The following is a 19,043-nucleotide window of genomic DNA, read 5'->3' on the forward strand; positions in this document are numbered from 1 at the left end:
GCTCAGTTATTCAGCCATTCGAAAACACACGTTTACCAAATAACTATCTTGAAGGACTATCTTACGCTAAGCACCGCTTTCACGCACGAATTTCAGCACCTTATCCAAAGCGTCAGAGCGCTGAGAATCTACCCATTCAAGTTCTGGCCAGCTTCTCAACCACGTTAGTTGACGCTTTGCGAGCTGACGCGTTGCAATTATCCCGCGCTCAACGAGCGTGGCGTAATCATACTCACCTTCAAGGTAGTCCCACACTTGGCGATATCCAACGCTCTTCATCGCCGGAAGACCTAAATGTAAGTCATTACGCTTTTTGAGGGCGGCTACTTCATTTATCAAGCCCTCGCCAAGCATTACTTCAAAACGCTTAGCAATACGCTGATGCAAAAAAGCACGATCACTTGGCACTAACGCTATCGACAACACCCGCCATGGAAAGGTTTCCGGCTGCTGTTCCGCCCATAACTCGCTCATCGGGCGGCCACTGGCGTAATACACTTCTAACGCGCGCATTAAGCGCTGAGGATCATTGGGGTGGATACGCTGTGCGGAAACTGGATCCACTTCTGACAGTCGCTTATGCAGTGAGGCCAGCCCTTCAGATTGCCACTGCGCCTCAAGCTGCTGACGTATAGCAGGATCCGCTGAAGGCAAATTCGCCACACCTTCCAACAACCGCTTGTAGTAAAGCATGGTCCCCCCAACTAATAGTGGCACCTTGCCAGCCGCGCTAATTTGTCGCATATGTGCCAGCGCATCTTCGCGAAAATCAGCCGCGGAGTATGGCTCAGAAGGGTCTCGGATATCAATTAAGCGATGCGGTGCACGGGCAAGCTCAGCAGCGCTAGGCTTTGCACTGCCAATATCCATGCTGCAATAGACCATAGCCGAATCAACGCTAATCAGCTCATGACCCAGGCGCTCATGGAGCGCTATCGCGGTATCCGTTTTACCGGCGGCGGTAGGACCCATTAAAAAAATCGCCCAAGGGCGCGTATCAGCCATGCGCAGTAAAACTCCCATCAGTAAGGGATTGTCGATTAGAGAGGTTTTATTGGCCGCGCAGGAACAACCGATCTAGCGCTTTGAGGCCCATTTGAGTCCATGTAGGGCGACCATGGTTGCACTGGTCGCTGCGCTCAGTGCGCTCCATATCGCGCAGTAAGGCGTTCATTTCATCAATGGTAAGGCGTCGATTAGCCCGCACGCTACCGTGACACGCCATGGTAGAGAGCAGCTCGTGAAGACGCGCCTCAACCTGATGAGTACGCCCGAAGCGTGCTAGCTCTTCCAGCATTTGACGCACCAAGGCTTCCGGGTCAGCCTGGGCCAGCAAAGCGGGCAACTGGCGCACGAGTAGTGTCTCTGGCCCCGCAATATCTAATTCAATGCCCAGCTTTGCGATAGCTTCTTGCTCACTTTCGGCTGTTGCTACCTCCGCCCGGCTAGCAGCAATAGAAACCGGCACTAGCAGCGGCTGGGCGTCGAGTCCTTTAGCGGCGGCCAGCTGAGTTTTCATCCGCTCGTAAACAATCCGCTCATGGGCAGCGTGCATGTCCACCAGTACTAAACCCTGGGCGTTCTGCGCGACAATATAGATACCGTGCAACTGACCCAACGCGAACCCCAACGGCGGCGGTGCAGTGGGGTCATCATCGGGCATCATCTGTGGCACTTCACGCACTTCGCTGGCGGTTTCTCTACCAGCCCATTCACTTGAGGTACTCGCCTGGGGCGCTAACAGCGTCTCTTCATGATTGGGGTGTAATGCCTGATAACCTTGCATAAAGCGTCGGACGCGCTCAGCACCGGGATGACGGTCTGGCGAATGGGTCAGTGCAATACCCTGCTGCTGCCAGCGGGGCTGCTCGGCGCCTTCTTCCAAGCCCTGTTCAGCGCTCTCTCTAGCATGCTCTTTCTGTACTGGCGAAAGAACATCTTCCTGGGACTGAGTAGCTAGCTCATCCGCGCCTTGTTCATCACTCTCAGCGGGTTTAGAGGACGCTAAGCAGTGGTGCAAACTTGAATAGAGGAAATCATGCACCATGCGCCCATCACGAAAGCGTACTTCATGCTTGGTCGGGTGAACATTCACGTCAACGACATCTGGGTCTAGTTCCAGATAAAGCACAAACACTGGATGACGACCGTTAAACAGCACATCGCGATAGGCTTGGCGCACCGCATGGGCAACCAAACGGTCGCGCACCACGCGGCCATTAACAAAAAAGTACTGTTGATCCGCCTGGGAACGCGAATGCGTCGGCAGCCCCACCCAGCCACTTAACCGCAATCCACCGGCTTCGCGTTCGATATAGCGCGCATGCTCGATGAAGTTTTTGCCTAGCAGTGATGCAATCCGACGCTCACGAGCTGCCACCGAGTGCCCAGGAGGAAGCTGATGAACTACTTTCTGATTGTGGCGTAATACCCAGGCGATGTCATAGCGCGATAGCGCTTGGCGGCGAAAAGCCTCTTCAACATGCGCAAATTCGGTCTTCTCGGTGCGCAGAAACTTTCGCCGCGCCGGGGTATTAAAAAACAGATCGCGCACGCCCACACTAGTACCCCGTGGGTGCGGCGCAGGGGTTACCCGGGCTTCCATTCCGCGCCCTTCCGCTACGACTCGCCAACCCTGGCGAGGGTCTTCGTCAGCATTGGAGATCAGCTCCAGTCGAGAAACCGAGCTAATGGATGCCAGCGCCTCGCCCCGAAAACCCAGTGAGCTGACACCCTCTAGATCCTCAAGACTGCCGATTTTGCTGGTCGCGTGGCGAGCCAGCGCCAGCGGCAAATCCTCTTCGCCAATACCAATGCCGTCGTCACGCACTTTGATTAGCCGTGTCCCACCCTGCTCGATTTCCACCTCGATTCGCTGACTGCCCGCATCGATGGCATTTTCGATCAGCTCTTTGGTCACCGATGCAGGACGCTCGACCACCTCCCCGGCGGCAATCTGGTTAGCCAGCCGAGGATCAAGCACATGGATACGCGGTGCATTAGAGGACATATCAGTCAACAAAACCTCACGAGCTGGGAATGCGTAATACTTGGCCAACGCGAATCACGTCACCGCTTAAATCGTTCGCCTGCCGAAGCTGGTTTACCGGAACACCATGACGAACCGCAATCGCTGACAGGGTATCGCCAGTCTGAATACGATATTCGTTCCCCGACGGACGACGATGATTGTCGCGCTGCCAAGCGAGCAAACTAGCAGGTGGCGGGTAGCGCTCGAAATGCTCACGCAAGCCACCGAAAATGGCTTGGGAAAGGCCAGCCTGATGCACCGGGTCACGCAAACGGCGCTCTTCATCAGGGTTGGAAATAAAGCCCACCTCAATCAACAGAGAAGGAATATCAGGGGATTTCAGCACCATGAATCCAGCCTGCTCCACCCGTGATTTATGCAAACGGTTAACCCGCCCCAACTGTTCTAAGACCTGTCCACCAACCGAGAGCGAGTCATTGAGCGTAGCGGTCATAGTCAAATCCAGCAGCACACCGCGTAGTACTTGATCTCTATCGCGCAGCGAGAGGCTGCCATCAACGCCACCAATCAAGTCAGAACGATTCTCGCTATCCGCTAACCACTGGGCCGTTTCTGATGTCGCACCGCGCTGGGAAAGTGCATATACCGAACTACCCTGAGGACGTGGACTGGTAAAGGCATCGGCGTGAATTGAAACAAAGAAGTCGGCTTTTTGCTCGCGAGCTAACGCTGTACGTTGACGCAAACCAAGGTAGTAATCGCCATCACGCACCAGCACGGCTTTGAAACCGTCGGTATTATTCACTTGAGACGCTAAGCGGCGGGAAATTTCCAGCACGACATCTTTTTCCCGCGTACCCGCTGGCCCGATGGCACCCGGATCCTCACCGCCATGACCGGCATCAATGGCGATAATGATATCTCTGCGCGGGTGAGGTCTGGCTTCCTGCACTTCAATGGGCTCTTGTTGCGCTTGAGTAGAAGGCGCTGCACTGCCAGGCACTTGCTCTTGGGCAACCGGACGCTGAGATTGAATTTCCTGCTCGCGAATCATCGCTTCAATAGGATCAATGGGGTTTTCAACGGCGCTTTCGCCTGGATATTCCAAATCAACCACCAAGCGATGACCATATTGATCATTGGGTGGCAGCGAAAAGTGGCGTGGCTCAATCTCGCGATTGAGTTCAAGCACCACCCGCAAGCCCCCTCCATCACGCAGCCCTGAGCGCACAGAGGTAATAGCACTGTCATGCAGCGGCAATGTGCTAGGATCGGTATCCATTTGCGTATCATCTAAATCAATCACCAACCGCGCCGGATTATCCAGTGAAAACACATTGGCGTTGGCAGCGCTCGACAAATCAAACACTAACCGCGCATGATCGGGCGCCGCCCAAAGGCGCATACTTTCAACGCTAGACGCTTGAGCAGAACTGGCCACCAGGGCAAAAAAACTAACGGCTAATAGGCGATATATATTCGCCACTGTGCCCTTCATTTCCATTGAATCACACCGTTCTCCAACTGATCGGAACTTATCTTGCTCTGCAGTCGCTCAAGCACATCCTCGCCTTTACTACTGCAAGCCATTAATGAAGCCAAACGCCCTTGCACAGCCACTTCTAAAACTAAGCGAAGATCCGGCGCTGGCAACCACCCCTCTCCCCGACTAGGCCATTCAACAAAGATGAGGGCATCGTCGTCCAACACATCACGACCGCCGATAAACTCAAGCTCTTCAGGGTCTGAGAGCCGGTATAAATCCAAATGATAAATACGCTGGGAACCCAGTTCATAGGGCTCAACCAATGTGTAAGTAGGGCTTTTAACGGCACCTTGATAGCCGTAGGCACGCAGCATGCCACGGGTCAAGGTGGTTTTACCGGCCCCCAGCTCACCCTCTAAATAAACTAACCCACGTCCCTGCAAAACTTGCCCTAGTGCTTCACCAAACGCGACCTGGGCCTTTTCATTGTCTAATTGCACCTGCATGTGGGCTGCCTTCAAGGATTAATCAATTTTCGCGCATAGGATGCCAGATCGCTGGCCAGCAGGCCACGCTCTCCCTCTATCTCGGCGGCGCGATCAGCGGCCAATGCATGCACCATGGTAGCCAGCCAGGCACTAAACTCCACATCACCGCGTTGAGCAACTAATGCGCCCAGCATACCGCTAAGCACATCGCCCATTCCGCCACTGGCCATTCCTGGATTGCCGTAGGGGCAAACGACTAATCCACTGGGGCCCGCAATGAGGCTTCCTGCACCCTTTAAAATCACTACGCCACCACGCGCACGCTGCAGCGCCTGAACAGCTGCAGGTCGATCTGCTTGGATATCCGCCACGGAACAACCCAGCAAACGTGCGGCTTCACCGGGGTGGGGCGTCAATATCCAGTTATCGCGCCGAGCATCTGGCCACTGACGCGCCAAAAGATTCAATCCATCGGCATCAACCACTAACGGAGCGCCTGACTGCAAAGCACTTTGCAGAACTGCCTGCCCCCAGGCAGCCTGCCCAAGACCCGGCCCTACTACCACTACATCGGCGTTTTGGGGTAGCTCACTCGCCTCAGCACCACCGCGTACCGCATGAGCCATCACCTCAGGGCAGCGTACCAAACTGGCAGTGATATGTTCAGGTGCCGTTGCCAAGCTTACTTTACCAGCGCCCAACCGGGCAGCCGCTTGGCACGCCAATAGGGCCGCACCGCCGAAACCAGGGGCGCCCCCCATCACCAATACATGCCCCATTGTGCCTTTATGGCTGGTACGTAGGCGTGGTGTAAATGCCTCTGCCAACAGTGAATCATCCAGCCGCCAGGCGGAAGCTGGAATATCGAAATAGGCTTGTGCTTTCACACCCAGCGGACGAAAATCGATCTCGCCGGTATAGGCGGGTGCATCACCGGTATGCAAACCAATTTTATCGCCGATAAAGGTCACCGTGCAGGCGGCCTGAACGGCAATATCGGGTACCGCTCCTGTGTCAGCAACGAGCCCGGAAGGAATATCAATCGACAGCACCGGCCGATGAGCGGCGTTAATCATTTCAATGGCGCGACGGAATCGCCCTGTCACCTCACCTGTTAAACCGGTGCCCAGCAGCGCATCGATGATGACTTCGCCACTAAATTCTGTGCCTGCATGCCACTCTTCACAGCCCACTCCCGCCGATGTTGCGAGCTGGGCGGCCCGTTCTGCATCACCGCTTAACGCTGTTAAAGGCTTCAAGGTAATCCGCTGTACTTTGAGACCGGACTGCATCGCCAGCGCAGCGAGCACGTGCCCATCGCCACCGTTATTACCACTACCACATATTACCGTTACGCTACGGACTTGCGGCCAGCGTGAGCGGAAACTATGCCAAGCACTTGAAGCGGCACGCTGCATTAACGCAAAACCATCAATACCACCGGCAATTGTACGCCGATCTAGTTCGCGCACCTGGGCGGCTTTGTATAGCGGACGTAGCATGGAAGTATTCGGGACCGTCACGATCGCTCCTTTCACATGTTTTGATGGCTGCCAATGCGTTAGCATAGCGCGCTTAACGTCTTGCTGTTGATTGACTACCTATTTGACTGACTTGTTTGAATAACCATGCCGAATTCCACTGCCTTTACACATTCTAACCAAGCATTAACGGATGAAGCGCTTGTTCGTCTTGCTGACCTAATTAAAATCTGGGGCCGCGAGCTAGGCTTTCAGCAGGTGGGCATCACCGATACTGAACTGTCGGTTCATGAGGCCCACCTCGACGCATGGCTGGAAAAAGGCTACCACGGCGAAATGGGCTTTATGGCGAAACATGGCACCAAGCGCACCCGCCCAGCGGAACTGGAGCCCGGCACTCAACGCATTATCGGTGTGCGCATGGATTACCTGCCAGCAGAGGTGGCGAGTGCTAAGGTACTTGGCCAGCCCTCGCGCGCCTATGTATCCCGCTACGCCCTGGGACGCGATTATCACAAGCTAATTCGCAAACGGTTAGCCCTATTAGCAAAAAAAATTGAGCAGGAGGTCGGCGGCTTTGGTTACCGCGCCTTTGTTGACTCCGCGCCGGTGATGGAGCGTGCTCTTGCGCAAAAGGCAGGGCTTGGTTGGTTTGGCAAAAACGCCATGCTACTCAATCCCAAAGCGGGTTCGCTGTTTTTCCTTGGCGAACTCTACACCGACCTGCCGCTACCCATTGACGCACCCTTTGAGCATGAACATTGCGGCAGTTGTAGTGCGTGCAAAACCGCCTGCCCGACGGGTGCCATTGTTGATGACAAGGTAGTCGACTCGCGAAAGTGCATTTCCTATCTCACCATTGAGCTACATGGCGCCATTCCTGTGGAGTTTCGCCGTGCGATGGGTAACCGGATCTATGGCTGCGATGACTGCCAGCTCGTGTGCCCTTTTACTCGCTTTAGCCGCACTACCCAAGAAGATGACTTTGCGCCGCGCCATGATCTAGATCGCGCATCGCTTCTAAGCCTATTTTCTTGGGGCGAGGAGGAATTTCTGGATAAAACCGCCGGCAGCCCCATCCGGCGCATTGGCTACGAGCGATGGCTGCGCAATATCGCCATTGGCCTCGGTAACGCGCCCTGGAGCAAGGCCGTAGAAGCTGCATTATTCGCACGTAGAGCCTACCCAAGCGCGCTGGTGCGTGAACACGTGGCCTGGGCGCTTGAGGAGCAGCGCCTCAAGCGCGGTGAGCGTATCGCCACTGACGCGTCTTAAATATCTACTCCTCTTCGTCGCTGCTCTGATCAACGCGCAAAAACGTATTGCGGTAGTGAGCCAGTTCAGCAATCGACTCTTTAATATCGTCCATCGCCAGATGCATATTCTGCTTGCTAAACCCCGCTAGTGCACCGGGGTTCCAGCGTTTAGCCACCTCTTTTAAAGTCGATACGTCGAGGTTACGGTAGTGGAAAAAGTTAAGCAGCGCAGGCATCTCACGCTCTAGAAATCGACGATCCTGGTGGATACTGTTTCCGCACATGGGCGACGAGCCCGCCACCGCGTAATGCTGCAAAAAGGCCAGGGTCTGCTGCTCGGCTTCCGCCGTTTCCACCTGGCTGGCTTTCACTCGGGCAACCAAGCCCGACTCGCCGTGGGTCTTCTGATTCCAGTCATCCATCTGCGCCAGCAGACTATCAGGCTGCTTCACCGCAATCGCAGGCCCCTCAGCGATGACGTTCAAATCTGCATCGGTAATCAGTGTGGCGACTTCAATAATGCGCTCTTTATTGGGATCTAATCCGGTCATTTCCAAATCAATCCAGACCAACAGATCATCCCGTGGTGCCGTTTTACTTTTCGCTGCATCCGCCGTTTCGTTATTCATTAACGTCATCCCTTTGCCGAATATGGCTATTACATCGTGCCACGGTGCCCTAAAAACAGACAGAGTAGCACCTTAAAAACAGACTGAGTCGTGCCTTCAAAAAGAATAATGCCTTAAATAGCCCTGCTAAGCAGTGCCATGCAGGACAGCTCGCCTACTAGGTAGGTACAATGGTTTCTATTGTACCTAGCATCGGGTAGACATGAGCAAACGTAAATTAAGTCGCCAGCAGCAGTGGCGAGTCGAGAAAGTCCAGGTGGAACGTGCTCAGCGCGCTGAAAAGCGCGATGTCCAAGACGCTGAAAAACTCGCCGCTGGCGAATACGGCGCCGAACAGCCAGGGCGCGTTGTTGCTCACTTTGGACGTACCCTAGAGGTACGCAATAGCGATAATGAACCTGTGCGCTGCCATTTACGTGCCAATCTGGACGGTCTGGTCACCGGCGATCGGGTAATATGGCGTGCAGGTCAGGAAGGCTCCGGTGTGGTAGTGGCCCGTGAAGAGCGTGATAGCGTACTCAAGCGCCCTGACGCTCGAGGCCTACTCAAACCAGTGGCCGCCAATATTGATCAGTTGTTGATCGTATTTGCGGTTGAACCCGCACCTCACGCCAATCTTATTGACCGTTATCTGGTCGCCGCTGAAGCTACCGGGATTGCGCCGGTGTTGGTGCTCAATAAAACCGACCTACTGCCGGAAGATGGCGGCGAGTTAGGTAAACTACTGGAGCGCTACCGCGACTTAGGCTACCCCGTGGTGCGTACCACCACCGCCACGGAAACGGGGCTAGATGAGCTGCGCAGCCAACTTGAAGGTCGCACGTCTGTGTTTGTCGGCCAAAGCGGCGTGGGTAAATCATCGCTAATCGACCTACTGTTACCCGATGAGACCCTGCGTATTGGCGCGCTCTCGGAAGATTCACGCAAAGGCACTCACACCACGACCACAGCACGCCTCTATACCATGAGTCGTGAAGAAGTAGCCGATGGAGATCTCATCGACTCACCGGGTATCCGCGAGTTTGGCTTGGTGCACCTCAATGAGCAGGAAGTCACCGACGGCTTTATTGAATTTCACGACTATATTGGCCACTGCCGTTTTCGCGACTGCCGCCACCGTAATGAGCCCGGCTGCGCTTTACTCGCTGCGGTCGATGCAGGCAAGATTCATCCAGCACGCTTTGCCAGCTATCGCCGTATTCTTGATAGTTTGGATGGCTAACGTTGACAGGAGTTACCCATGAGTATTGAGCGCCAATCGTCGGAATCTAACCTGCTGCCGCTGATCGTTGAACCTGAACAGCTGCAAGAGCACCTGGATAACCCACAGCTGCTGATTATTGATGTGCCGGTTAACGGCGACAGCTATCGCCAAGGCCATGTACCGGGCGCTATTTTTCTCGATTTTCGCTATTTGATGCGCGGTGAAGGGCCAGTACCTAGCGATGTTCCCAGTGTAGAAGCGCTTTCGCGCTTGTTTAGCGCATTAGGGCTGACTCGCGATACCCATGTGGTCGCTTACGATGATGAAGGCGGCGGCTGGGCAGCTCGGCTGCTATGGACGCTAGATCTCATCGGCCACACCCGCTACTCCTACTTAAACGGCGGTATTCACGCATGGCGTGATGTAGGCCTTAAAGAGAGCACCGAGTCTTCCGCCCCTACAGCAAGCGACTACCACGCTGAGATTCTTAATCCTCAAACGCTGATCACCTGCGATGAGATCAAAGAGAAGCTCGACGATAGGCAATTCGCGGTATGGGATGCCCGCTCCAAAGATGAGTACGATGGCGTACGCGGTAACAATAAGCACATGGGCCATATCCCTGGCGCAGTTAATATGGATTGGCTGCACGCCATGGATCGCAGCCGTGCGCTGCGGATTCGCGATTACGCCGAACTCATTACTGAGCTAGGTGCCTTGGGCCTAACACCGGATATGGAAATTGCCACCCATTGTCAAAGCCACCACCGCAGCAGCTTTACCTGGCTGGTCGGCAAAGCGCTGGGCTTTAATATGCGTGGCTACGCGGGATCCTGGGGTGAATGGGGCAACCGCGACGACACACCGATTGAGAAGTAATTCTCGACAGTTTGCGCCCAAGCGCCAGGAATACGTATAAGCAGACCGTCTTTTTCAGGGATGAAAAAGCCGAGCGCCCAGGGATGGGTTTACAGCGTGTCTGCGTTACGTATTGCTGGGTTAGCCAGGGCTGCTATGTCAGCTCATTCAGGCTTTTAGCCACTGCTACGAAGATATTATTGTGACCCTTTCCCAAAAAGCCTTTTCGCTTCTCCAGTATCCATTGCCGCACCACGCGCTTTCGCGCCTGACAGGCAAGTTCGCCCAGTGCGATAACCCCTGGGTGAAAAACACCCTCATTAAAGCATTTATCAAACAGTTTAATGTGGATATGAGTGAAGCGCTGGAGCCCGATCCCACCGCTTACGCAACGTTTAACGACTTCTTTACCCGTGCGCTTAAAGCCGATGCGCGCCCCTTTGGCGCAGGCATACTAAGCCCCGCCGATGGCACATTATCCCAATATGGGCGCTTGCAGGCAGGGCAACTGGTGCAGGCCAAAGGCCACACCTACTCCGCCCAAACCCTACTCGGTGGCGATAGTATCCTGGCTGAAGAGTTTTTAAAGGGCAGCTTTGCCACAGTCTACCTCTCCCCCAGCGATTACCACCGCGTCCATATGCCAGTAACCGGCACCCTGCGCGAAATGATCTACGTACCAGGTCGGCTGTTCTCAGTGAATCAGGCTACTGCTGCTTATGTGCCAGGTCTTTTTGCCCGCAATGAACGCTTGGTATGTATTTTTGATACAGAGCACGGGCCAATGGCAATGGTATTGGTGGGAGCCATGATTGTCGCCGCCATCGAAACCGTCTGGTCTGGTCAGGTAACACCGCTTTCGGGCCACCCCCAGCGCATGCAGTTTGGGCAACCCATTGTATTGGAAAAAGGCGCGGAGATGGGTCGCTTCAAGCTCGGCTCTACCGTGGTAATGTGCTTCGCTAAGCCGGTGGATTTTGCTGATTTTAAACCTGAAATCAAAGTGCAAATGGGACAATCACTTGGTCACATTGATACCCCTATCCTCCTATAGTGGACGCCTGCTAAAGCGACGTTGGGCTAGCAACGAGGCGTAGCAAACGAGAGCACGTCTTCCAGGCGTGCTTTGCCTAGCGCCAACTGAATGAGACGGTCAATCCCCAACGCCACTCCGGCCCCCTCGGGCATGCCGTGCTCAAGGGCGGCCAGTAGACGCTCATCCATATCCACTTCTGGTAAACCTAAACGGCGTCGCTCAGCGTTATCTGCCGTAAAACGGGCGCGCTGCTCTTCGGCATCAGTTAATTCGTGATAACCATTCGCCAGCTCAATACCGTTTAGGTATAGCTCAAAGCGTGAAGCAACCCACTCGCCGTCTGCATCCTGGTGGCGACGAGCCAGTGCCGCCTGACTGGTTGGATAATCGGTCACCACACTTAGCTCAGATTGCCCGAGCTGCGGCTCAATCACCACGCTCATCAGTAGGTCAAGACAAGTGTCCCGGCCTTCCTCGGCCAATGTTTTGGCAGCCATCTGCGCCCGCTCGGCGGCCAGCATCCGCAGTTTTTCCAGTGAGGTGGTAAAAGGGTCTACTTCCAGGTGGGTATGAAACAGCTCGCGGTAACGGTAGTACGCCACAGGACCAGGAAAAGATGGCAACAATGACATCACCAATGTTGCGGTCTCATCAATCAGTTTAGCTAGGGTAAACTGCGGTCGATACCACTCAAGCATCGTGAACTCAATATTGTGACGGCTACCCACTTCACCGTCACGAAAGCTTTTGGCGAGTTGAAAAATAGGCCCGCTACCGGCTGCTAACAGCCGCTTCATATGAAATTCGGGAGAGGTTTGTAGCCATAGCCTGCGCTGGCCTCTACCGGTACGCGCCAAGGTATGTAGCGACACCAAATGCACATCCGTACTGCCCCTCTGGCCCAGTACAGGCGTTTCCACTTCCAACACGTCACGCTTAGCAAAAAAGGCGCGTACGTTAGCAATAAGTCGCGCACGCTCACGCAGCGTCTCGATAGACGCGGAAGGCTGCCAATCAATGGCCATCACTACTCCTTAGACATACTAGGGCTTGGACATACTAGGGCTTGGACAAACTAGAGCTTGGAAAATCTAATACTTGGTAAAACTGGCACTTGGCAAAACTGGCACTTGGCAAAAAATGACCACGCTATATGCGTGGTCATAATGACTATCAACGTAAAAGCTATTAAGCGCGTGAGACGTAGTCCCCACTGCGCGTATCGACTTTCAGCACTTCACCCTGATTAATGAACAGCGGCACACGTACCACAGCGCCAGAAGACAACGTCGCAGGCTTAGAACCACCCTGTGCGGTATCTCCTTTCAAGCCGGGGTCTGTTTCCACGACTTCCAACTCGATAAAGTTAGGCGGCGTCACGGAAATGGCCTTATCATTCCAAAGCGTAATGATATAGGGCACCTGCTCTTTCAGCCACTTGACGGTATCGCCTAGCGCTTTTTTCTCTACTGCATACTGCTCAAACGAGCCATCGGTCTTCATGAAGTGCCACATATCACCATCAGTGTAGAGGTACTCCATCTCCAAATCCATGACGTCAGCGCCTTCCAGCGAATCACCAGATTTGAAAGTCTTCTCGCCCACACGGCCGGTCATCAGGTTGCGTAGCTTAACGCGGTTAAACGCCTGGCCCTTGCCCGGCTTGACCAACTCATTCTCAACGATCGAACAGGGGTCGCCGTCGAGCATTACTTTCAAACCTGCTTTGAATTCATTGGTAGAATAGTTCGCCATAATGCCTCTCAATTATCCATTTCAGTTATTTGTTTCAGCAAATACAACACGAAGCCATACTTCGCCTTTGCTAGCGTCGTTGTAAAATAACGCCGCTGTAAAATAGCGCCACCGCAATTAGCGCCGTTATATAAGTGGGCGCATGATAACCCGAAGGAGGGCTTTTTTGCAGGAGAACATCATTATCGCCGCTAAGCAGGCATCTGCCCAGGTATCTCTCTCATGGCAGCAGCAGCTTTCCCAGGCGATCCGTGACCCTATTACCCTCTGTCAGCGACTCGGTTTAAGCGATCGCTGGGTGCCGGGTGCTCGCACCGGGCATCAACTGTTTGAGGTCTGCGTGCCCGAGGCATATCTGGCACGTATTGCACCTAACACCCCTGATGACCCGCTGCTACGACAAGTGTTGCCACTCGACAAGGAAGCTTTAACGCCCTTGGGGTACGTATTAGACCCCTTGGAAGAAGCGGAACATCGGCCAGCCAAAGGACTCATTCATAAGTACGCGGGACGAGTACTGCTGATCGCCAGCCCCAACTGCGCAATTAACTGCCGCTACTGCTTTAGGCGCCACTTTCCCTATAGTGACAATTCTCCGTCCAGAACACAGTGGCAGGAAGCGCTGGATTACCTGCGCGCCGACCCCACTATTCATGAGGCTATTTTGTCTGGCGGTGACCCACTGGCCGCAAACGACCGCCAACTGGCATGGCTGGTGAAACAGCTAGAAAGCATCTCTCATCTTAAGCGGCTACGCATTCATACCCGGCTGCCAGTGGTGATTCCCGACCGGGTTGATGACGCCCTACTTGGCTGGCTAGCATCAACTCGTTTACAAAAAGTTGTGGTGCTGCACATCAACCACGCCAACGAAATTGATCAATCAGTCGTCGACGCCTGTGTACGCCTCAAACAAGCTGGGGCAACGCTACTTAATCAAAGCGTATTACTGCGCGGCGTAAACGACGAGGTAGCAACATTAACGTCACTGTCAGAAAGGCTATTTGAAGCCGGCATACTGCCCTACTACCTGCATGTGCTAGATCCCGTGCAGGGGGCAGCACACTTTGATGTTTTGGATAATGAAGCCCGCGAGCTGGTGGCTCAATTGCGCAATCATTTACCAGGATTCTTAATGCCTCGCTTGGTGAGAGAAATTCCAGGTAAAGAGAGTAAAACGCCGCTATAGAAAAGCAACTATCGAAAGCCACGTGAAGCCCTCTAAAGGCTGGCGCTGATAGTCATAAAAAGCCCCACAACAGTGCATCATAATAATTATCCGCACTATCACGATGCACTTAATACTTAACAAGCATGCTACTTGCGAGGGTTTAGATTCAGCAAACAGCTATCAATAAACGTATTTTCTAATTCGGGCCACTATTTTGCTCTATGGATAAGTGTTACACACGGGGTATCGGCGGCTTACGCTGCCAAACAATTTAGTTTCCAATAGATCGCTAGGGTTCCGACACCATCAACGTATAACCCCTGATGGCTGTGGCTGGTCCGAGAGCAATCGACCTGACGCTTAGGCAGCAGGTTACACGGCGGGATAAAAGCCCGGGAGGATAAGGTGCAGTGATGCGCCGATGCCCCCGAGTTTACTCTTAGCCGCTGGAGGCTGCCATGACCCGTTGCAACCGTATCTCCCTTAAACGTTTCTCCCTCGCCCCCCTCTCTGCCGCGCTACTTGCATCCACACTTGCTATCACACCCGCCCAGGCCCAAGAACGCGATGAGTTTAGCGTCTGCTGGTCGATTTATGCTGGCTGGATGCCCTGGGCCTATGCCGATGTTGAAGGTATCGTCGACAAATGGGCCGACGAATACGGCATCAGCATCGATGTGGTGCAGGTAAACGACTACGTCGAGTCGATCAACCAGTTCACCTCAGGCAACGTTGACGGCTGCGCCATGACCAATATGGACGCCCTTACGATTCCCGCTGCCAGTGGCGTCGACTCCACCGCTCTGATTATCAACGACTACTCAGACGGCAATGACGGCATCGTACTCAAAGGCAGTGATGATCTTGCCGATATTGCTGGCCGCCAGATCAATCTAGTCCAGTTTAGCGTCTCCCACTACTTTCTCGCTCGTGCACTTGAAAGCGTTGGCTTAACCGAACGCGACATCGAAACGGTGAACACCTCCGATGCGGATATCGTCGGCCTGTTTTCCAGCAGCACAACCGAAGCCGTGGCGGCTTGGAACCCCCAGCTAAGCGCTATTGCTGACATGCCGGATGCCAACGTGGTGTATACCTCTGCGGAAATCCCCGGCGAAATCCTCGACATGATGGTGGTCAACACCCAAACCCTGGCCGACAACCCTGCCCTTGGCCACGCCTTGGTCGGCGCCTGGTACGAAGTGATGGGTTTAGTCGAAGCAGATGATGACAATGCCCTGACCATTATGGCGGATGCCGCAGGCACCAACCTGGAAGGCTACCGCGCCCAGCTAGAGGCCACTTACCTCTACACCGACCCTGCTGAAGCCGTAGCGTTAATGGAAAGTCCCGAGCTGCTCGAAACCATGGAACGAGTTGCCGAGTTCAGCTTTGAGCACGGACTGCTCGGTGATATGGCGCCCAATGCAGGTGTGGTGGGCATTGAAACGCCAAGCGGCGTATTTGGCGATGAGAGCAACGTACAGCTGCGCTTCGACCCAAGCTTTACCCAAGCTTACCTCGACGCCCAGTAACACGTTGAATGGGAGCGGCGACTGGCCGCTCCCCCACTCTTATCTGTGGACACCGCCATGAAGCGATTAATCAACCTCACGCCCTCGCGGGGCGGCCGCTGGCTCTTAGGACTGCTGCCCTTCTTGCTACTGGCGATGCTCTATATGAGCCTCTCCAACGCAAGGCTGGCGGAAAACCCCAACGACCGCCTGCTGCCCCCCCCCTTCTACCATGGCAAGCTCCTTTTACCATTTGGCCACCGCCGAAAACGTGCGCACCGGGCAAATTGTGCTGTGGACAGACACCTTTGCAAGCCTAGAGCGTATCGTTATCGGTGTGAGCATTAGTGCCTTGATTGGCTTGGTGGTGGGCATTTTAACCGGCGGGTTACCCATCCTGCGCGCTAAACTATCGCCCTTGGTCACCGTCGCCTCATTAATACCCCCCATGGCGATACTGCCGATTCTGTTTATTGCTTTCGGCACCGGTGAAGCCGCCAAAATTGCCCTGATCGTTATCGGGGTAACGCCCTTTCTTATTCGCGACCTGCAAAGCCACGCTCTGCGCTTACCCGACGAGCAGTTGATCAAAGCGCAAACCCTGGGTGCCAGCTCCTGGCAGGTACTGCTTAGGGTTCTGCTACCACAGCTTACTCCTCGATTACTAAATGCGACCCGCTTGGCCTTGGGCACTGCTTGGCTATTTTTGATCGCCGCCGAAGCCATTGCCGCCCAGGAAGGGCTTGGCTATCGCATTTTTTTGGTGCGCCGCTACCTCTCCATGGACGTGATACTGCCCTATGTGGCCTGGATCACTCTGCTGGCTTTTCTGCTTGACCAGCTGTTGGCTTGGGTATCACGGCTGGCATTCCCTTGGTATCACGCTGGCGAAGGAGATAACTCATGAGCCTGCTAGCGGCCAAACGGTTAGAGAAGCGCTACGGCAATCACGTGGTGCTCGAAAACCTTAATTTTAGCGTTGAGCCTGGGGAGTTTGTCACCTTAGTGGGCGCCTCAGGCTGCGGTAAAACCACCTTCCTCAAAATGCTGCTGGGCACCGAACCCACCTCGCGGGGCAGCCTCACGCTGGATGATCATCCCATTCCCAGTGAGCCGGGGCCTGATCGCGGCGTGGTGTTCCAGAAGTACTCCGTATTCCCCCACCTGACGGTGCTGGGCAACGTGATGATTGCCGATGAGCTGCACAGCGCCAAGTTGCTGGGCAAATGTTTCGGAGCCGCCAAGCGCCGTGTGATAGAAAAGGCCCGCGTCCGCATTGACGAAGTGGGACTGAGCCATGCGCTCAACAAGTACCCCCACGAGCTCTCCGGCGGCATGCAGCAGCGCTTAGCCATCGCTCAGGCGCTGATGATGCGACCGCGTATTTTGCTCCTCGATGAGCCTTTTGGCGCGCTAGACCCAGGCATTCGCCAGGACATGCATGTGCTGATTAATCGTCTGTGGCAAGAGCAGCAGCTGACGATCTTTATGATCACCCACGATCTGAAAGAAGCCTTTGAGCTGGGCACGCGGCTATGGGTATTCGATAAAACCCGCCACGACCCACAGGCACCGGAAGCTTTCGGCGCAACGATCACCTACGACCTACCTATATCAAGAGACCGTCCCTCTGCCGAATTAAAAGAGGCGCTTAACCAGGGCGGCCTGAAAACACAACCCCAGGAGACGCTGCTATGAACAGCGAGCCAAGCTACACCACCCATTTACCCGGCGGGCATCACTGGTCACTGCGCCTGCGCAGAGGCACCACGCTCACGTTGACCGCCAAAGAAGCGGATAGCAACGTGGGGATGCTCTTCTACAACCCGGAAAATCTGCTGGAGCGCTTGAACCTGCCGGACACCTTAAAGTGCCAGCACACCTTTAAGCTCACCCAGGGCCACTGTCTCTACTCGGATATGGGGCGTATTTTTGCCTCTATCACCCACGATGACATGGGTTGGCACGATAGCGTCGGCGGCAACTTGATGCCCCACCATCTATTGAAGAAAGGTTGGCAGCCGGTCAGCTATCAGCAGGCCCATAACGACTGGACCCGCACCGGCTTCGACGCCTTTTTAGTGGAGCTTGCCAAGTACGGCCTGGGCCGTAGGGATATGGCCGCCAATCTCAATCTTTTCTCCCGGGTAGAGAGCGACGATGAGGGCAAGCTGCGCTATGTCAGTGGCCACTGCAAACCGGGCAATAGCGTGACGCTGCGCTTTGAGATGGACACACTGGTGCTGCTTCACACCTGCCCCCACCCCCTCGACCCAAGCGCAGAGTACCCTCGCCGAGGTGTAGACATCGCCCTCGGGACCGCCGAGCCAATGGCGGAAGACGACCCCTGCTACCTTTCGCGGCCAGAAAACGCTCGTGGCTTCGCCAACAATCGCCTTTACCACCTCGGCCTATAAGGGGGAACGAACACCATGATTATTGAAAGCACTTTACGCCCCGAAAACGCTTTGAGCCGCACCACGGTCAACGCGGGCGATCATTACATTGGCACCGTCAAACGCGGCCAAACCCTGCGTATTCTCGATTTAGAGGGTAATCAAGCCGCCGATACGCTGTTCTTCAGCGCCGACGATACCGCCGAGCGCTATAGCGCTATGGACACGGTACGCGAGCAAGGCGCGGTTTATCTCACCGCAGGCACCACGCTGATGTCTAGCGAAGGCCGCGCCATGCTAACGATTACCGCCGACACCTGCGGCCGCCACGACACCCTGGGCGGCGCGTGCGCAAGCGAGAGCAACACCGTGCGCTACGACCTTGAAAAGCGTCATATGCACTCCTGTCGGGATAACTGGATGCAAGCGATTGCCAACTTTCCAGAGTTCGGTCTGACCAAGCGCGATATCACCCACAACATCAACTTCTTTATGAACGTGCCGGTCACTGCTGATGGCGGGCTGACCTTTGAGGATGGCATCTCAGCGCCAGGCAAGTATGTGGAGATGGTCGCCGAGATGGATGTGATCGTGCTGGTCTCTAACTGCCCTCAGCTCAACAACCCCTGCAACGGCTACAACCCAACGCCTATCGAGCTGTTGGTTTGGGACTGATATGAGAATAGGCGCTGATCAAGTCAGGAGAGTAAGCGAAACGTCTTTTTCAGGGCCGGAAAGAGCTCCATGCAATTCCGGCATTCCCGCCATCCATGGCGG

At 54.7% G+C, this 19,043-nt stretch carries 17 protein-coding genes, 1 pseudogene and 1 riboswitch; of the genes and pseudogenes, 10 read left to right on the forward strand and 8 right to left on the reverse strand.

The features are described from left to right. Positions 1–66: 66 nt before the first annotated feature. The 5 genes from miaA to ACQKE4_RS05465 are packed head-to-tail and all read right to left on the reverse strand — an operon-like array spanning position 67 to position 6,468. Positions 67–1,005, reverse strand: a complete 939-nt coding sequence (miaA, locus tag ACQKE4_RS05445) for a tRNA (adenosine(37)-N6)-dimethylallyltransferase MiaA (RefSeq protein ID WP_427387256.1) — start codon at positions 1,003–1,005, stop codon at positions 67–69. 46 nt (positions 1,006–1,051) lie between these two features. Beyond that, positions 1,052–3,010 carry a DNA mismatch repair endonuclease MutL gene (gene mutL / locus ACQKE4_RS05450; RefSeq protein ID WP_427387291.1) on the reverse strand — a complete coding sequence of 653 codons (1,959 nt, stop codon included), beginning with the start codon at positions 3,008–3,010 and terminating at the stop codon, positions 1,052–1,054. A gap of 16 nt (positions 3,011–3,026) precedes the next feature. Then, entirely contained in the window at positions 3,027–4,496 is a 1,470-nt protein-coding gene (locus tag ACQKE4_RS05455) for an N-acetylmuramoyl-L-alanine amidase (RefSeq protein WP_427387257.1), read from the reverse strand. After that, positions 4,487–4,984 carry a tRNA (adenosine(37)-N6)-threonylcarbamoyltransferase complex ATPase subunit type 1 TsaE gene (tsaE, locus tag ACQKE4_RS05460; RefSeq protein ID WP_427387258.1) on the reverse strand — a complete coding sequence of 166 codons (498 nt, stop codon included), beginning with the start codon at positions 4,982–4,984 and terminating at the stop codon, positions 4,487–4,489. The genes ACQKE4_RS05455 and tsaE overlap by 10 nt, the downstream gene beginning before the upstream one ends. 11 nt (positions 4,985–4,995) lie before the next feature. Then, positions 4,996–6,468: an NAD(P)H-hydrate dehydratase gene (locus ACQKE4_RS05465; RefSeq protein ID WP_427387292.1), complete on the reverse strand. Its 1,473-nt coding sequence runs from the start codon at positions 6,466–6,468 to the stop codon at positions 4,996–4,998. A 126-nt stretch (positions 6,469–6,594) separates the two neighbouring features. On the opposite strand from ACQKE4_RS05465, the gene queG reads away from it, so the two are divergent. Further along, positions 6,595–7,722, forward strand: a complete 1,128-nt coding sequence (gene queG, locus ACQKE4_RS05470) for a tRNA epoxyqueuosine(34) reductase QueG (protein ID WP_427387259.1) — start codon at positions 6,595–6,597, stop codon at positions 7,720–7,722. Between the two features lie 4 nt (positions 7,723–7,726). On the opposite strand, the gene orn is transcribed toward queG, so the two are convergent. Then, complete coding sequence (gene orn / locus ACQKE4_RS05475; protein ID WP_427387260.1) at positions 7,727–8,332, reverse strand: oligoribonuclease; 606 nt, start codon at positions 8,330–8,332, stop codon at positions 7,727–7,729. Positions 8,333–8,534: 202 nt separating this feature from the next. On the opposite strand from orn, the gene rsgA reads away from it, so the two are divergent. From rsgA to asd, 3 genes are all read left to right on the forward strand, one after another. Continuing rightward, a complete protein-coding gene (gene rsgA, locus ACQKE4_RS05480) occupies positions 8,535–9,554 on the forward strand; it encodes a small ribosomal subunit biogenesis GTPase RsgA (protein ID WP_427387261.1) in 1,020 nt (339 codons plus the stop codon). A gap of 18 nt (positions 9,555–9,572) precedes the next feature. Further along, entirely contained in the window at positions 9,573–10,415 is an 843-nt protein-coding gene (locus tag ACQKE4_RS05485) for a sulfurtransferase (protein WP_427387262.1), read from the forward strand. 181 nt (positions 10,416–10,596) lie between these two features. Then, entirely contained in the window at positions 10,597–11,448 is an 852-nt protein-coding gene (gene asd / locus ACQKE4_RS05490) for an archaetidylserine decarboxylase (RefSeq protein WP_427387263.1), read from the forward strand. Between the two features lie 26 nt (positions 11,449–11,474). Here the strand turns inward: asd and epmA are convergent, their stop codons facing one another. Beyond that, positions 11,475–12,455, reverse strand: a complete 981-nt coding sequence (gene epmA / locus ACQKE4_RS05495) for an EF-P lysine aminoacylase EpmA (protein ID WP_427387264.1) — start codon at positions 12,453–12,455, stop codon at positions 11,475–11,477. A gap of 163 nt (positions 12,456–12,618) precedes the next feature. Next, positions 12,619–13,185, reverse strand: coding sequence for an elongation factor P (gene efp / locus ACQKE4_RS05500; protein WP_290832497.1), 567 nt, complete (start codon positions 13,183–13,185; stop codon positions 12,619–12,621). Positions 13,186–13,351: 166 nt separating this feature from the next. Here efp and epmB point away from each other — a divergent pair, with 166 nt between their 5' ends. The 6 genes and pseudogenes from epmB to ACQKE4_RS05530 all read left to right on the forward strand — a co-directional run bounded on the left by epmB (position 13,352) and on the right by ACQKE4_RS05530 (position 18,941). Then, a complete protein-coding gene (gene epmB, locus ACQKE4_RS05505; protein WP_427387265.1) occupies positions 13,352–14,374 on the forward strand; it encodes an EF-P beta-lysylation protein EpmB in 1,023 nt (340 codons plus the stop codon). Between the two features lie 260 nt (positions 14,375–14,634). Further along, positions 14,635–14,757, forward strand: a riboswitch (guanidine-I (ykkC/yxkD leader). Between the two features lie 57 nt (positions 14,758–14,814). Beyond that, entirely contained in the window at positions 14,815–15,891 is a 1,077-nt protein-coding gene (locus ACQKE4_RS05510; RefSeq protein ID WP_427387266.1) for a putative urea ABC transporter substrate-binding protein, read from the forward strand. A 57-nt stretch (positions 15,892–15,948) separates the two neighbouring features. Beyond that, positions 15,949–16,777, forward strand: a pseudogene (locus tag ACQKE4_RS05515) (ABC transporter permease). Then, positions 16,774–17,568 carry an ABC transporter ATP-binding protein gene (locus tag ACQKE4_RS05520; RefSeq protein ID WP_427387267.1) on the forward strand — a complete coding sequence of 265 codons (795 nt, stop codon included), beginning with the start codon at positions 16,774–16,776 and terminating at the stop codon, positions 17,566–17,568. Before ACQKE4_RS05515 ends, ACQKE4_RS05520 begins: the two are co-directional and overlap by 4 nt. Further along, positions 17,565–18,287 carry an urea amidolyase associated protein UAAP1 gene (locus ACQKE4_RS05525; RefSeq protein WP_427387268.1) on the forward strand — a complete coding sequence of 241 codons (723 nt, stop codon included), beginning with the start codon at positions 17,565–17,567 and terminating at the stop codon, positions 18,285–18,287. The genes ACQKE4_RS05520 and ACQKE4_RS05525 overlap by 4 nt, the downstream gene beginning before the upstream one ends. A gap of 15 nt (positions 18,288–18,302) precedes the next feature. Beyond that, the gene (locus ACQKE4_RS05530) at positions 18,303–18,941 is read left to right on the forward strand and encodes an urea amidolyase associated protein UAAP2 (protein WP_427387269.1); all 639 of its coding nucleotides are present in this window, start codon (positions 18,303–18,305) and stop codon (positions 18,939–18,941) included. Positions 18,942–19,043 lie beyond the last annotated feature (102 nt).

Source organism: Halomonas sp. NPDC076908, assembly GCF_050269715.1.
GTDB lineage: Bacteria > Pseudomonadota > Gammaproteobacteria > Pseudomonadales > Halomonadaceae > Vreelandella.

Bases quoted from the DNA above. Each gene is read 5' to 3' on its own strand.
- ACQKE4_RS05525 (WP_427387268.1), top strand. From the start codon at position 17,565: ATGAACAGCGAGCCAAGCTACACCACCCATTTACCCGGCGGGCATCAC.
- queG (WP_427387259.1), top strand. From the start codon at position 6,595: ATGCCGAATTCCACTGCCTTTACACATTCTAACCAAGCATTAACGGAT.
- ACQKE4_RS05455 (WP_427387257.1), bottom strand. From the start codon at position 4,496: ATGGAAATGAAGGGCACAGTGGCGAATATATATCGCCTATTAGCCGTT.
- ACQKE4_RS05520 (WP_427387267.1), top strand. From the start codon at position 16,774: ATGAGCCTGCTAGCGGCCAAACGGTTAGAGAAGCGCTACGGCAATCAC.
- ACQKE4_RS05510 (WP_427387266.1), top strand. From the start codon at position 14,815: ATGACCCGTTGCAACCGTATCTCCCTTAAACGTTTCTCCCTCGCCCCC.
- epmA (WP_427387264.1), bottom strand. From the start codon at position 12,455: ATGGCCATTGATTGGCAGCCTTCCGCGTCTATCGAGACGCTGCGTGAG.
- efp (WP_290832497.1), bottom strand. From the start codon at position 13,185: ATGGCGAACTATTCTACCAATGAATTCAAAGCAGGTTTGAAAGTAATG.
- rsgA (WP_427387261.1), top strand. From the start codon at position 8,535: ATGAGCAAACGTAAATTAAGTCGCCAGCAGCAGTGGCGAGTCGAGAAA.
- mutL (WP_427387291.1), bottom strand. From the start codon at position 3,010: ATGTCCTCTAATGCACCGCGTATCCATGTGCTTGATCCTCGGCTGGCT.
- tsaE (WP_427387258.1), bottom strand. From the start codon at position 4,984: ATGCAGGTGCAATTAGACAATGAAAAGGCCCAGGTCGCGTTTGGTGAA.
- ACQKE4_RS05530 (WP_427387269.1), top strand. From the start codon at position 18,303: ATGATTATTGAAAGCACTTTACGCCCCGAAAACGCTTTGAGCCGCACC.
- ACQKE4_RS05485 (WP_427387262.1), top strand. From the start codon at position 9,573: ATGAGTATTGAGCGCCAATCGTCGGAATCTAACCTGCTGCCGCTGATC.
- miaA (WP_427387256.1), bottom strand. From the start codon at position 1,005: ATGGCTGATACGCGCCCTTGGGCGATTTTTTTAATGGGTCCTACCGCC.
- orn (WP_427387260.1), bottom strand. From the start codon at position 8,332: ATGAATAACGAAACGGCGGATGCAGCGAAAAGTAAAACGGCACCACGG.
- ACQKE4_RS05465 (WP_427387292.1), bottom strand. From the start codon at position 6,468: ATGCTACGTCCGCTATACAAAGCCGCCCAGGTGCGCGAACTAGATCGG.